This is a genomic window from Solwaraspora sp. WMMD937, assembly GCF_029581175.1.
In the GTDB taxonomy this organism is placed as follows: domain Bacteria; phylum Actinomycetota; class Actinomycetes; order Mycobacteriales; family Micromonosporaceae; genus Micromonospora_E.
The window spans coordinates 1707199-1723053 of sequence record NZ_CP120738.1; the positions used below are offsets into that span (position 1 = coordinate 1707199).

The following is a 15855-nucleotide window of genomic DNA, read 5'->3' on the forward strand; positions in this document are numbered from 1 at the left end:
ACACCGGACCACAGGGGGAGCACCGTGCCCGTCACCAACGAAGAGAAGCTCCGCGAATACCTGCGCCGCGCGATGGGCGACCTCCATGAGGCCCGCGAGCGGATCCGGCAGTACGAGTCCGCTGCTGTTGCGAATGATGATCCGGTGGTGATTGTGGGGATGGGTTGTCGGTTGCCGGGTGGTGTGGTGTCTCCGGCTGGTTTGTGGGATTTGGTGGTGTCGGGTGGGGATGCGGTTTCTGGTTTTCCGGTGGATCGGGGTTGGGATGTGGAGTCGCTGTTTGATCCGGTGCGGGGGGTGGCGGGGAAGTCGTATGTGCGTGAGGGGGGTTTTGTGTATGACGCGGGGTTTTTCGACGCCGAGTTTTTTGGGATTTCTCCTCGTGAGGCGTTGGCGATGGATCCGCAGCAGCGGTTGTTGTTGGAGACGTCGTGGGAGGCGTTGGAGCATGCGGGTATTGATCCGGCGGGTTTGCGGGGGTCGCGGACTGGTGTGTATGTGGGGGTGATGGGGCAGGAGTACGGGCCTCGGTTGTCGGAGGGGAGTGGCGGGTTTGAGGGGTTTTTGTTGACGGGGACGACGCCGAGTGTGGTGTCGGGTCGGGTGTCCTATGCTTTCGGGTTGGAGGGTCCTGCGGTTTCTGTTGATACGGCGTGTTCGTCGTCGTTGGTGGCGTTGCATTTGGCGTGTCAGGGGTTGCGGTTGGGTGAGTGTGATGTGGCGTTGGCGGGTGGGGTGACGGTTATTGCGGGGCCGGGTTTGTTTGTGGAGTTTTCGCGGCAGGGTGGGTTGTCGGTTGATGGGCGGTGTCGTGCTTTTGGGGGTGGTGCGGATGGTACGGGTTGGGCTGAGGGTGCTGGTGTTGTGGTGTTGGAGCGGTTGTCGGTGGCGCGGGAGCGTGGTCATCGGGTGTTGGCGGTGGTGCGGGGTTCTGCGGTTAATCAGGATGGGGCGTCGAATGGTTTGACGGCGCCGTCGGGGGTTGCGCAGCAGCGGGTGATTCGTGATGCGTTGGCGGTGGCGGGTGTGGCGGCTGATGAGGTTGATGTGGTGGAGGCGCATGGTACGGGGACTCGGTTGGGGGATCCGATTGAGGCTGAGGCGTTGTTGGCGACTTATGGGCGTGGTCGTTCGGGTGGTCCGTTGTGGTTGGGGTCGTTGAAGTCGAATGTGGGTCATACGCAGGCGGCCGCGGGTGTTGCTGGTGTGATGAAGATGGTGTTGGCGTTGCGGGCGGGGGTGTTGCCGGCGACGTTGCATGTGGATGAGCCGTCGCCGTTTGTGGATTGGTCGTCGGGGTCGGTGGAGTTGTTGTCGGAGCGGCGTGATTGGCCGGTGACTGGTCGGCCGCGTCGGGCTGGGGTTTCTGCGTTCGGGGTTAGTGGTACGAATGCTCATTTGATTTTGGAGGAGGCTCCTGTGGTGGAGGAGTCTGTTTCTGTTGGTGGTGTCGGTGATTCGGTGGTGGTGCGGGAGCTTCCGGTGGTTCCGGTGGTGTTGTCGGGTAGGTCGGAGGTGGCGTTGCGGGCGCAGGCTGATCGTCTTCGGGGTGTTTTGGGGGGTGCGCGGTTGGTGGATGTTGGGTGGTCGTTGGTGTCGACGCGGTCGGTGTTTGAGCGTCGGGCGGTGGTTTTTGGTGCTGATTCTGTGGTTGTGGATCGTGGGTTGGCGGCTGTGGCGTCGGGTGATTTTGGTGTGGGTGGTGTGGTGTCTGGGGGGTCGGGTGGGTTGTCGGGGGGTCGGGTGGTGTTTGTGTTTCCGGGTCAGGGGGCGCAGTGGGTGGGTATGGGTGCGCGGTTGATGGATGAGTCGTCGGTGTTTGCTGAGTCGATGGTGGAGTGTGCGGGGGTGTTGTCGGAGTTTGTGGATTGGGATTTGGTGGAGGTGGTGCGTGGTGGTGGGGTGGATGTGTTTGGTCGGGTTGATGTGGTGCAGCCGGTGTCGTGGGCGGTGATGGTGTCGTTGGCGCGGTTGTGGCGGTCGGTGGGTGTGGTGCCGTCGGCGGTGGTGGGTCATTCGCAGGGTGAGATTGCGGCGGCGGTGGTGGCTGGTGTGTTGAGTTTGTCTGATGGTGCGCGGGTGGTGGCGGAGCGGTCTCGGGTGATTGGTCGGGTTTTGGCGGGTCCGGGTGCGATGGCGTCTGTTGCGTTGCCGGTGGCGGAGGTGGAGTCGAGGCTTGTGGGGTTTGGGGGTGGGTTGGGTGTGGCGGCGGTGAATGGTCCGTCGGGGACTGTTGTTTCGGGGGATGTGGGTGCGGTGGTGGATTTTGTGGCGTGGTGTGAGGGGGAGGGGGTTCGGGCGCGGAGGATTCCGGTGGATTATGCGTCGCATTCGGTGCGGGTGGAGGCTGTTGAGGCTGAGTTGTTGGAGGTGTTGGCGGGGGTGGTTCCGCGTCGGGGGGAGGTGCCGTTTTATTCGACGGTGGAGGCTGGTGTGGTGGATGGTGTTGGTTTGGATGGGGGGTATTGGTATCGGAATTTGCGGCAGCGGGTGTTGTTTGGTGAGACTGTGGGGCGTTTGGTGGGGGATGGGTTTTCGGGGTTTGTGGAGTGTAGTGCGCATCCGGTGTTGGTGCCGGGTGTGGAGGAGACTGTTGGGGTGGTGGGTGGTGGGGGTCCGGTTGTGGTGGTGGGGTCGTTGCGGCGTGATGATGGTGGGTTGGATCGGTTTTTGGTTTCGGTAGCGGAGGCTTTTGTTGGTGGGGTTGATGTGGATTGGGGTGCGGTGTTTGCTGGTGTTGGGGGTCGGGTGGTTGATTTGCCTACGTATCCGTTTCAGCGACGCCACTACTGGGCCGAGGCTCCCAGGCCGGTTACCGCTGTCGGCGGTGACACCGACCCGACGACGGGCTGGCGGTACCGGATCACCTGGAAGCCGCTTCCGGCCGGTAGTCCTCGGTGGCTCACCGGACGCTGGCTGCTGGTGGCGCCCGAGGCGCAGGGCGGTGACGAGACGACCGACAGCGTCCGGCAGGCCCTGACCGCCCGGGGCGCCACCGTGGACCTGCTGACCGTCGACCCGGCGACCGACCGGGTCCGCCTCGCCGAGCACCTGACCGCCGCCACCGCGACGGACCCGGCCGGCCTGACCGGCGTGGTCTCCCTGTTGGCCCACGCCGGCGGCGACGAGCCGGACGCTGCGCTGCTCGGCCTGACCGCCACGCTCGCCCTGATCCAGGCCCTGGCCGACACCGACACGCCAGCCCGTCTCTGGGCGGTCACCCGGGGCGCAGTGGCCGTCTTCCCAGGCGATTCGCCGGACGCCGGGCAGGCCCCGGTGTGGGGACTCGGCCGGGTCGCCGCACTGGAGCTGCCCGACCGCTGGGGTGGCCTGGTCGACCTGCCAGCCAGCCCCGACCCCCGCGCCTACCCTCACCTGGCCGCCGCGCTGGCCGGCACGGGCGGCGAGGACCAGGTCGCCGTCCGGGTCTCCGGGCTGCACGGCCGACGCCTCGTCCACGCCCGGCCCGCCACCGGCGACTGGCAGCTCCGGGACACCGCACTGGTCGTCGGCGAGCCCGGGCCGGTCACCCTACCCCTGGTCCGTCGTCTCTTCGACGGTGGCGCGGCGCACGTGGTGCTCGCCGGCCCGGCCGACGCGTCCAGCACCGACCTGCCCGCCGACCGGGTGACCCTGGTCGACTGCGACCCGACCGACCGCGCCGCGCTCGCCGCCCTGCTCGCCGCCCACCGGCCCCGCGCGGTCGTGGTGGCCCCGCCGCCCGTCGCGGCCGCCGCCCTGACCGACACCAGCCGCATGGATCTCGCCGCCGCCGTCGCAGCCAAGACCACGACCGCCGACCACCTCGACGCCCTCGTGACGGAACTGGATCTGGATCTGGACGCCTTCGTCGTCTGCTCCTCGGTCACCGGCACCTGGGGCGGTGCCGGGCACGCCGGCTACGCGGCCGGGACCGCCCTGCTGGACGCGCTCGCCGAAGCCCGGCGGGCCCGGGGGTTGCCCGGGACGGCGGTCGCCTGGGCACCGTGGGCGCACCCGGAGCCCGTCGACGGGGTCGGCCCCGACCTCGACCTGCTGCGTCGTACCGGGCTCACTCCCCTGGAGCCAGGGGCCGCGCTCGATGCGCTGGCGCGGGCCGTGGTCCTGGGCGAGGGCCACGTCACCGTGGCTGACGTGGACTGGGCCCGCTTCGTCGCCTCGTACACGGCTGCGCGGCCGAGCACGCTCTTCGACGAGTTGCCCGGGACGGGCGCGTTCCGCGACGCCGACCACGCCCCTGCCGACGACGCCGGCTCCGACCTGGCCCGATCCCTGCGCGGCCGGCCCGTGGCCGACCAGCACCGTGCGCTGCTGCGGATGGTCCAGGCCCACGTCTCGGTCGTCCTCGGCCATGACGGGACCGAGGACGTCGACCCGGGCCGGGCGTTCCGGGAGCTGGGCTTCACCTCCGTGGGGGCGGTCGAACTGCGTAACCGGCTCAACGCCGCCACCGGACTCGCCCTGCCGGCCTCGGTCGTGTTCGACCATCCGAGCTCCCGCGCGTTGGCCGCGTTCCTGCGTACCGAACTACTCGGCCCGGCGGCCGGCGACGGCCCGGCGGACCCCACCGCTGGCGACCTGCCGGTCGCCCCGTCGACGGTGGGCGACGACGAGCCGGTCGCGGTGATCGGGATGGCCTGTCGGTTCCCCGGCGGTGTCACCTCCCCGGAGGAGCTGTGGGAACTGCTGGACAAGGGCAGGGACGCCATTTCGACGTTCCCCACCAACCGGGGCTGGGACGTCGACGGGCTGTACGACCCGGACCCGGCCGCACCCGGCCGCACCTACGTCCGGGAGAGCGGCTTTCTGCACGACGCGCCGGACTTCGACGCCGCCTTTTTCGGGATCTCCCCCCGTGAGGCGCTGGCCATGGACCCGCAGCAGCGACTGCTGCTGGAGACTACCTGGGAGTCCCTGGAACGGGCCGGCCTCGACCCGACCACGTTGCGGGGTACCCGGACCGGAGTCTTCGTGGGCACCAACGGCCAGCACTACATGCCGCTGCTGCGCGGCGGCGCGGACGACTTCGACGGCTATCTCGGCACCGGCAACTCGGCCAGCGTGATGTCCGGCCGGCTCTCCTACGTGTTCGGCCTGGAGGGCCCAGCGGTAACCGTCGACACCGCCTGCTCCGCCTCGCTGGTCGCCCTGCACCTGGCCGTCCAGGCGCTGTGTCGGGGCGAGTGCGGCCTGGCCCTGGTCGGCGGGGCCACCGTGATGTCCACGCCGGACATGTTGGTGGAGTTCTCCCGGCAGCGGGCCATGTCACCGGACGGCCGGTCCAAGGCGTTCGCCGCCGCGGCCGACGGCGTGGGGCTCAGCGAGGGCGCCGCCATGATGGTGGTGCGACGGCTCTCCGACGCGCGCCGGGACGGTCAGGAGGTCCTCGCCGTCATCCGGGGCACGGCGGTCAACCAGGACGGCGCCAGCAACGGCCTCACCGCCCCGAACGGCACCGCCCAGCAAGCGGTCATCCGGCAGGCGCTGGCCGACGCGGGCCTGCGCGCCGACCAGGTCGACGCCGTGGAGGCACACGGTACCGGCACCGCCCTGGGCGACCCCATCGAGGCGCAGGCGCTGCTGGCGACGTACGGGCAGGGGCGGCCGGCGGACCGGCCGCTGTGGCTCGGGTCGCTGAAGTCGAATATCGGCCACACCCAGGCGGCCGCCGGTGTCGCCGGGGTGCTGAAGGTGATCCTGGCGCTGCGCCACGACACGTTGCCCCGCACCCTGCATGTGGACCTGCCGACCCCCAAGGTGGATTGGGCCTCCGGCTCGGTGTCCCTGCTGACCGAGGCGGTGCCGTGGCCGGCGGGCGACGAGCCACGCCGGGCGGCGGTCTCCTCCTTCGGTATCAGCGGCACCAACGCCCACGTGATCGTCGAGCAGGCCCCGCCCACCGTGCACGAGTTGCACGACCACCCCTCCGACGAGGTCACCGTCCCGCTGTTCCTGTCGGCACGGAGCACCACCGCGCTCGGTGCGCAGGCCGGCCGGCTGCGGGCCCGGCTGATCGAGGCACCAGACCTGGACATCGCCGAGGTCGGGTACACCCTGGCCGGTAGCCGGGCGCACTTCGAGCACCGGGCCGTCGTCGTCGGGGAGAGCCGGGCCGAGGCGCTCGACGCCCTCGCCGCGTTGGCCCGGGGCGAGGAGCACCCGTCGCTGCTGCGGGGCCGGGCCGCCACCGAGGGCGGGGTCGCGTTCGTCTTCCCGGGGCAGGGCTCGCAGTGGGCCGAGATGGCCGACGAGCTGCTGGACCGCTCCCCGGCGTTCCGGGCCAGCGCCGAGGAGTGCGACACGGCGCTGCGAGCGTACCTCGACTGGTCGGTGCTGGACGTGCTCCGGTGCGAACCGGCCGCACCGTCATTGAGCCGGGTGGACGTGGTCCAGCCGGTGCTGTTCACGATGATGGTGTCGCTGGCCGCGGCCTGGCGGGCGCTGGGCGTGCACCCCGCCGCCGTGGTCGGCCACTCCCAGGGCGAGATCGCGGCGGCCTACGTGGCCGGTGGCCTCACCCTCGACGACGCCGCGCGGATCGTCGCGCTGCGCAGCCAGGCGTGGCTGCGGCTGGCCGGCCAGGGCGGAATGGTGGCCGTGTCGCTGCCGGTCGACCAGCTCCGCGCCCGACTGGCCCGCTTCGGCGACCGGCTCTCAGTCGCGGCCGTCAACAGTCCCGGGACGGCCGCGGTCAGCGGCTACCCCGACGCGCTCGCCGACCTCGTCGAGGAGCTGACCGCCGAGGAGGTGCACGCGCGGGCCATCCCCGGGGTGGACACGGCCGGGCACTCCGCGCAGGTGGACGTGCTCAAGGACCATCTAATGGCGGTCCTCGCCCCGGTGTCGCCGCGTAGCTCGCAGATCCCGTTCTTCTCCACCGTCACCGGCGGGCTGCTGGACACCGCGCAGCTCGACGCCGACTACTGGTACCGCAACATGCGTGATCCGGTGGAGTTCGAGCAGGCCACCAGGGCAATGCTCGCCGAGGGGCACCGGGCGTTCCTGGAGCCCAGCCCACATCCGATGCTCGCGGTTTCGGTGCAGGGTACGGCGGCGGACGTCGACGCCACGGTGGCGGCGCTGGGGACGCTGCGGCGCGGCAAGGGCGGTGCCCGGGGCTTCGGGGTCGCGCTCGGCCTCGCCCATGCGCACGGCGTCGAGATCGACGCTGCGGTGCTCTTCGGCACCGACTCTCGCCGGGTCGACTTGCCGACGTACCCGTTCCAACGGGAACGGTACTGGTACCAGGCACCGGCCGTGGCCGGGAACCTCGCCTCCGTCGGTCTCAGCGGCACCGACCATCCGCTGCTCGGCGGCGCCGTCGAGTTGCCCGACCAGGGCGGTCAGGTGTACTCGGCCCGGCTCGGTCCCCGCAGCCACCCGTGGCTTACCGAGCACACCCTGCTGGGCACGGCGATCCTGCCCGGCGCCGCCTACGCCGAGCTGGCTCTCTGGGCGGGACGGCGCAACGGGGCCGAGCGGATCGAGGAGCTCACCCTGGACGCGCCGCTGGTGCTGGCCGACGACGGGGCGGTGCAGGTCCGGCTGGTGGTCGGCCAGGCGGACGCGGACGGACGGCGGCAGCTCACCGTCCACTCCCGCGTCGACGGGGCGGAACCGGACACCGCGTGGACCCGGCACGCCCAGGGCACCCTCGGCCCGGCCGACCCCGCCGACGACGGTACGCCGGAGCCGACCTGGCCGTCGGCCGACGCGGAACCCGTCGACGTGGCGGACATGTACGACCGCTTCGCCGACCGGGGCTACCAGTACGGGCCGCTGTTCCGGGGGGTACGGGCCGCCTGGCGGGCCGGCGACACCGTGTACGCCGAGGTGGCCCTGCCCACCCCGCAGGCCGGGCAGCCCCGCTTCGGGATCCACCCCGCGCTGCTCGACGCGGCGTTCCAGGTGATGAGCCTAGGCGCGTTCTTTCCCGAGGACGGGCAGCTGCGGATGCCGTTTGCGCTGCGCGGCGTGTCGTCGTCCGGTGGTGCCGCCGACCAGCTGCGGGTCACGGTCAGCCCGGCAGGCGACGACGCGGTGCGGATCATCTGCGCCGACGAGCAGGACCGCACGGTGGTGGCGGTCGACTCGCTGCTGGTGCGTCCGGTCCCGGTGGCGGCGCTCACCTCGGGTGCTTCCGGCACCGGGGACGGCGTGCTGTACCAGGTGACCTGGGCCGCCCGGCCGGCCCTGACCGCCGTACCGGTCCAGCGCTGGGCGGTCGTCGGTGGCGACGACCACGGGCTGACCGGAGGGCTGGCCCGGGCCGGTACGGTCTGCGACCCGTACCCGGATCTGGCCGCCCTGGTGGCGGCGGTGGCTGAGGGCGCTGCGGTGCCCGACGTTGTCGCCGTGCCGGTCGCCGCCGGGGCGCCGGTCGGGCCGGACGCGGTCCGCGCGGTCGTGCTCCGGGCCCTGGAGCTGACCCGGTCGTGGCTCGCGGTCGACGGCCGGCTGGGCGCGGCCACCCTGGCGTTCGTCACCACCGGGGCCGTGTCGGTCGGCTACGGACCCGAGCAGGTCAATCCGGTCCCCGCCGCCGTGTGGGGGCTGGTGCGGTCCGCCCAGTCCGAGGAACCGGACCGGTTCGTCCTCGTCGACGTGGACGTGGACGCCGACCCGGCCGCCGCGCAGGCCCTGCCGGCCGCGCTGTGCACCGGGGAACCGCAGGTGGCGGTGCGCGCCGGAACGGCGTACGTGCCCCGGTTGACCCGGCCCCGGTCCCGGCCCGACGGCCCGCTGACGCCCCCGACCGACGTCGCCTGGCGGCTCGCCGCCGGTGGGCGGGGCACCCTGGACGGCCTGGCGCTGGTGCCGGCCCCGGACGCCGAGGCGCCGTTGCCGGCCGGCCACGTCCGGGTCGCGGTCCGCGCCGCCGGGGTCAACTTCCGGGACACCCTCATCGCCCTCGGCCTCTACCCGGGCAACCCGGTGCTGGGCGCGGAGGGCGCCGGGGTGATCACCGAGGTCGCGCCGGACGTGACTGGGATCGCCCCCGGCGACCGGGTGCTGGGCATGTGGACCGGTGGGTTCGGCCCGGTGGCCGTGGCCGACGCCCGGATGGTCGCACCGGTACCGGCCGGCTGGTCGTTCGCCGAGGCCGCGTCCGTGCCGGCCGTGTTCCTCACCGCCTACTACGTGCTCACCCGGCTCGCCGGGATCCGCCCCGGACAGTCGCTGCTGGTGCATGCCGGCGCTGGCGGGGTCGGCATGGCGACCCTCCAACTCGCTCGGCAGCTGGGCGTGGAGGTCTACGCCACGGCCAGCCGGGGCAAGTGGGAGGTCCTGCGTGACCTCGGCCTCGACGACGCGCACATCGCCGACTCACGCAGCCTCGACTTCGCCGACCAGGTCCTGGCGGCCACCGGCGGGCGGGGCGTGGACGTGGTGCTGAACTCCCTCGCTGGGGAGTTCGTGGACGCCTCCCTGCGGCTGCTGCCGCGCGGCGGTCACTTCCTGGAGCTGGGCAAGGCCGACATCCGTGACCCCGAACGGATCGCCACCGGGCACCCGGGCGTCGACTACCGGGCGTTCGACCTCGTGCAGGCCGGGCCGGAGCTGGTCGGGCAGCTGCTCGGGGAGCTGATGGCGCTCTTCGACGCGGGCGTGCTGCGGCCACTGCCGCTGACCGTCCGGGACGTGCGTCGGTCCCGGGACGCGTTCCGCCTGATCAGCCAGGCCCGGCACGTCGGCAAGGTGGTGCTGACCATGCCGCCCGCGTTCGACCCGTACGGCACGGTGCTGATCACCGGCGGCACCGGGGCGCTCGGCAGCGCCGTCGCTCGGCACCTGGTCGCCCGGCACGGGGTCCGGCACCTGGTACTGGCCAGCCGGGGTGGACCTGCCGGCGAGGGCGCGTCCGCGCTCGTCGAGGAGCTGGCTACGGCCGGCGCGTCGGCCGTCGTCGTCACCTGCGACGTCGCCGACCGGGAGGCGCTGCGCCGCCTGCTCGACGGCATCCCGGCCGCCTACCCGCTCACCGCCGTCGTGCACACCGCCGGTGCCCTCGACGACGCCACCATGACCGCGCTGACCCCCGGGCAGGTGGACGCCGTGCTGCGGCCCAAGGCCGATGCGGTGATCAACCTGCACGAGCTGACCAGGGATCGGGACCTGTCCGCGTTCGTGCTGTTCTCCTCGGCGGCGGCCCTGTTCGGCAGCCCAGGTCAGGGCAACTACGCGGCAGCCAACGGGTTCGTCGACGCGTTCGCCCAGTACCGGCGTGCGCAGGGACTCCCGGCGGTGTCGCTGGCCTGGGGCCTGTGGGCGGACAGCAGTCGGATGGCCGGGCACCTCGACCAGGAGGGGATGCGCCGCCGGATGGCCCGGGGCGGCGTGCTGCCGCTCAACGTCGACCAGGGCCTGGCCCTGTTCGACGCCGCGCAGCGGGTGGACGAGGCGCTCCAGGTCCCGATCCGGCTCACCGTCGGCGCGCTACGGGCCGCCGGCCCCGTCCCGGCGTTCCTGACCGACCTGGTGCCGAGCGCGGCGACCGGCAGCGCGACCGGTGCCGTGGCCCGCGGCGACGGGGAGCGCACCCTCGCCGACCGGCTCGCCGGGTTGACCGCCGACGAGCAGCGGGACGTGGTGCTGGAGAGCGTCCGAGGGCACGCCGCAGCCGTCCTCGGGCACACCGATCCGCAGGCCGTCGACGCCGACCGTGCCTTCCGGGAGATCGGCTTCGACTCCCTGACGGCGGTGGAACTGCGCAACCGGCTCGCCACCGCGTCCGGGCTGCGTCTGCCGGCGACGCTGGTCTTCGACCACCCCACCCCGGACGCTCTCGCCGCGCACCTGCTCGCCGCCCTCGCACCCGAGCCGGCCACGGCGCAGGTGCCGTTGCTGGCCGAGTTGAGCCGGCTGGAGGCCGCCCTGGCCGGCACCGACGGGGCCATCCTCGACGAGCTTGACGACCTGGTGCGGCGGGAGATCGGCGTCCGGCTCGCGGCGCTGTCCGGCCGGTGGGGTGCCATCCGGGACGACGCGGCCGAACCCGACGGCGCCGAGGCGGCCGAGATGCTGGAGTCCGCCGCCGACGACGACATCTTCGCGTTCATCGATGAGCGGTTCCGCACCTCCTGACCGGCGCTCGGGACGGCGACGAGACGGACGGAACCGACGGACAAGGATGGGTTTGGGCATGTCGGACGAGCAGAAGCTCCGCGAGTACCTGAAGTGGACCACCACCGAACTCACCCGGGTCTCCGACCGGCTGCGCGCGGTCGAGTCGCGGGCGCACGAGCCGATCGCGATTGTCGGCATGGCCTGCCGCTACCCGGGCGGGGTCAGCTCCCCGGAGGAGCTGTGGGAGTTGGTGGCCTCGGGTACGGATGCGATCTCCCCGTTTCCCGACGACCATGGCTGGGACGGCCACGCACTGTACGATCCGGACCCGGCGGCCGCGGGGCGTACGTACTGCCGGGAGGGTGGCTTCCTCGACGGGGTCGGTGACTTCGACGCTGCCTTCTTCGGCACCTCGCCCCGCGAGGCGCTGACCATGGATCCGCAACAGCGGCTGCTGCTGGAGACCTCCTGGGAAGCACTGGAGCGGGCCGGTATCCCCCCTGACCTGCTGCGGGGCAGCCGTACCGGAGTGTTCGTCGGGGCCTGGAACGACGGCTACACCGACCTGGCCGGGCAACCCTCGGCAGAACTGGAGGGGCACCTGCTGACCGGCGGCGTGGTCAGCTTCACCTCCGGGCGCATCTCGTACCTTCTGGGCCTGGAGGGCCCGGCGGTCACCGTGGACACCGCCTGCTCGTCGTCGCTGGTGGCCCTCCACCTGGCGGTACGGGCGCTGCGGCAGGGGGAGTGCGACCTGGTGCTGGCCGGCGGGGCCACGGTGCTGGCCGACCCGGCGGTGTTCGTACAGTTCTCCCGGCAACGAGGGCTGGCCCCAGACGGCCGCTGCAAGGCGTTCGCCGACGCGGCGGACGGGTTCGGCCCGGCCGAGGGAGTCGGCATGCTGGTCGTGGAGCGGCTCTCCGACGCTGTCCGGCACGGGCGCCGGGTGCTGGCCCTGGTCACCGGCACAGCGGTCAATCAGGACGGGGCCAGCAACGGGCTCACCGCGCCCAGCGGCCCGGCCCAGGAACGGGTGTTGCGGCAGGCGCTGGTCGACGCCCAGGTGCCGGCGGCGGACGTCGACGTGATCGAGGCCCACGGCACGGGTACCCGGCTCGGCGACCCGATCGAGGCGCGGGCCCTGATGGCCGTCTACGGTGCCGGCCGGCCCGCCGACCGGCCACTCTGGCTCGGCTCGCTGAAGTCGAACATCGGCCACGCCCAGGCCGCCGCCGGAGTTGGTGGGGTGATCAAGACAGTGCTGGCGATGCGGCACGGGATCCTGCCGCCGACCCTGCACGTGGACACCCCGACCACCGAGGTCGACTGGTCGACCGGTCAGCTTGCCCTGCTGCGCGAGGCGAGGCCGTGGCCGCAGACGGACCGGCCGCGCCGCGCCGGGGTCTCCTCCTTCGGGGTCAGCGGCACCAACGCCCACGTGGTGCTGGAACAGGCCCCCGGGTCTGCCGATCCGACCGCCACGACCGGCAGCCCGCCGCCGGTGGTGCCGCTGGTGCTCTCCGCCCGGTCGGCGGCGGCGCTGGCCGGGCAGGCCCGGCGGTTGCGCGACACCCTGGCGGCCACCCCGGCCCCCGACCTGGCCGCCACCGGCCTCGCACTGGCCACCACCCGGTCCGTCTTCGACCACCGGGCGGTGGTGACGGCCACCGACCTGCAACCGGCGCTCGACGCGCTGGATCTGCTGGCCACGGGCGAACCCGGCCCCACCGTGACGACCGGTCTCGCCGCGTCGACCGGGCGGACCGTCTTCGTCTTCCCCGGCCAGGGCACGCACTGGGCCGGCATGGCCGCCGACCTGCTCGACGAGGCGCCGGTCTTCGCCGAGTCGATGGCCCGCTGCGAGCAGGCGCTGGCGGCGTACACCGCCTGGAAGCTCGGCGACGTGGTCCGGGGCGCTGCCGGCAGCCCGCCGCTGGAGCGCGTCGACGTGCTCCAGCCGGTTTCCTGGGCGGTGATGGTGTCCCTGGCCGAGCTGTGGCGCTCGCTCGGCGTCGAGCCGGACGCGGTGGTCGGCCACTCCCAGGGCGAGATCGCCGCCGCCGTGGTGTGCGGCGCGTTGACCCTGGCCGACGCCGCCCGGGTGGTCGCGCTGCGGTCCCAGGTCATCGGCCGGGTGCTCTCCGGCCCTGGTGGCATGGCCTCGGTCCAGCTTCCGGCCGACCAGGTCGCGCCTCGGCTGGCTGACTGGGCGGGGCGGCTCGACGTGGCCGCCGTCAACGGGCCGCAGTCCACCGTGGTCTCCGGGTACGCCGACGCGGTCACCACCCTGGTCGCGGCGTACGAGGCGGAGCAGGTCCGGGTCCGGCGGATCCCGGTGGACTACGCCTCCCACTCGGCGCACGTCGAGCGGCTGCGCGACGACCTGCTCACCGCCCTCGGCCCGGTGGCCGCCCGCCCGGCGCAGATCCCCTTCTACTCCACGGTGGATGCCGCCCGGATCGACACCACCGCCCTGGACGCCGGGTACTGGTACCGGAACCTCCGCGGTCAGGTCCGCTTCGCGGAGACCGTCGGGCTACTGCTCGACGCCGGGCACCGCACCTTCGTGGAGGCCGCCGCGCACGCCGTCCTCGTTCCCGGCATCCAGCAGATCGCGGACGCGGCCGGCGTCCGGGTGGTGGCCGTCGGGTCGCTGCGCCGGGACGCGGGCGGCCTGGCCCGGTTCCTGACCTCGGCGGCCGAAGCGTTCACCCAGGGGGTGGCCGTGGACTGGTCCCGGGCCCTGGCCGGTACCGCCCGCACCGCCGTGGACCTGCCCACCTACGCCTTCCAGCGGCAGCGCTACTGGCTGGAGCCCGTCGCTCCGGCCGCCGCCGCGACGACAGTGGACGGCTGGCGGTACCGGGTCGGCTGGAAGCGGCTGGCGCACACCGGTGGCCCGCTGACCGGACGGTGGCTGCTGGTCACGGCCGGGGACCAGCCGGCGGAGCCGGTCGAGGCGGCCACGGCGGCGCTCACCGCGCGGGGCGCGCAGGTGCGGCACCTGAGCGTCGATCCGGTCACCGCCGACCGGGCCGCCCTCGCCGCGCTGCTCACCACCGCCGCCGGCCCGGACACCGAGGGCGTGCTGTCCCTGCTCGGCACCGACCGTCGTCCGCACCCCGAGCACCCGGCCGTCGCCGTCGCCACCATCGCGACCTTGCTGCTCACCCAGGCCGTCGCTGATGCCCTGCCCGCGGCCCGGCTGTGGACCGTCACCCGGGGCGCGGTCGCCGTCGCGCCGACCGAGACCGCCGACGACCACCAGGCGCAGGTCTGGGGGTTCGGCCGCGTCGCCGCGCTCGAACTGCCCCGGTCGTGGGGCGGACTTGTCGACCTGCCCACCGCAGCGGACGGGCCGGTCTGGGACCTGCTGGTCGACCTGCTGACCGGCGCGGAAGACCAGGTCGCGCTGCGTGGCGCGGTCGCCTACGGCCGTCGGCTGCGGCGCGCGCCCACGCTGCCACAGAAGCGCGCGTACCGTCCCCGGGGCACCGTCCTGGTCACCGGCGGCACCGGCGCGCTCGGCGCGCACGTGGCCCGCCGGCTGGCCGCCGAAGGGGCCGCGCACCTCGTGCTGACCAGCCGGCGCGGGTCAAACGCCCCGGGCACGTCCGACCTGGTCAAGGAGTTGCGTGCGCTGGGCGTCGAGGTGACCGTGGCCGCCTGCGACGTCGCGGACCGGGCCGCCGTGGCGGAGCTGCTCGCCGGCCTGCCCGCCGACCCGCCGCTGACCGCTGTGTTCCACACGGCGGGCGTCGCGCACTCGGTGCCGATCGACGAGACCGGTCTGCCCGAGGTCGCCGAGGTGTTCGCCGGGAAGGTCGCCGGGGCCCGGCACCTCGACGAGCTCACCCGGCGGTACGACCTGGACGCTTTTGTCCTGTACTCCTCGAACGCGGGCGTGTGGGGCAGCAGCGGGCAGAGCGCGTACGGGGCGGCCAACGCGGCCCTGGACGCGCTCGCCGAACGGCGTCGCGCCGAGGGCCACGTCGCCACCTCTGTCGCCTGGGGCCTGTGGGGCGCGGGCGGCATGGGGGATGGCGCCGCCGGGGACTACCTCAGCCGCCGGGGCCTGCGGCCGATGCCGCCCGAGCGGGGCGTGGACGCCCTGCTGGCGGCCCTGGACCGGGACGAGACCTTCGTCGCCGTCGCCGATGTGGACTGGGCCCTGTTCACCGCCGGGTTCACCGCGTTCCGACCCAGCGCGCTGATCGGCGACCTGCCGGAGGTCGGTGCCGCGCTGGCCGCCGCCGTGTCGCCGGGGGCGGCACCCGCCGACAACGACCTGGCGCAGCGGCTCGCCGCGGCGGCCCCGCAGGAACGCCACCGGATTCTGCTCGACCTCGTCCGCCGGCACGTCGCCGCCGTCCTCGGGCACCCCGGCCCGGAGCACGTCGGCCCGGACGCCGCGTTCCGGGAGATCGGCTTCGACTCGCTGACCGCCGTCGACCTGGCCAAGCGGCTCAAGGCCGCAGTCGGTGTGCCGCTGCCTGCGACGCTGGTCTTCGACCACCCCACCGCGGCGGCGGTCGCCGGGCATCTGGACGGGCTGGTGGCGCCCGCGCCAACCGGCGGCGAACCCGGTGAGGCCGAGGTCCGGCGGGCGTTGGCCACCCTGCCGCTGGCCCGACTGCGTGACGCCGGGCTGCTGGACGGCCTGCTCGCGCTGGCTGGGCTGCGCGACGACGCGGTGGCGTCCCGGCCGGACCCGGTCACCGACGAGATCGACGACCTCGACTCGGAGGAACTGGTGCGGATGGCGCTGGACAGCGCCGGCTCCTGACC

2 protein-coding genes are annotated in these 15855 nt (G+C 73.2%); both read left to right on the forward strand.

Annotated elements, in window-relative coordinates; all coding sequences use genetic code 11:
* Nucleotides 1–24 precede the first annotated feature (24 nt).
* Nucleotides 25–11085 (forward strand): type I polyketide synthase, encoded by an 11061-nt coding sequence (locus tag O7621_RS07365; RefSeq protein ID WP_282233322.1) that lies wholly within the window; start codon nt 25–27, stop codon nt 11083–11085.
* A 58-nt stretch (nt 11086–11143) separates the two neighbouring features.
* A complete protein-coding gene (locus O7621_RS07370; protein WP_282233323.1) occupies nt 11144–15853 on the forward strand; it encodes a type I polyketide synthase in 4710 nt (1569 codons plus the stop codon).
* Nucleotides 15854–15855: the final 2 nt, after the last annotated feature.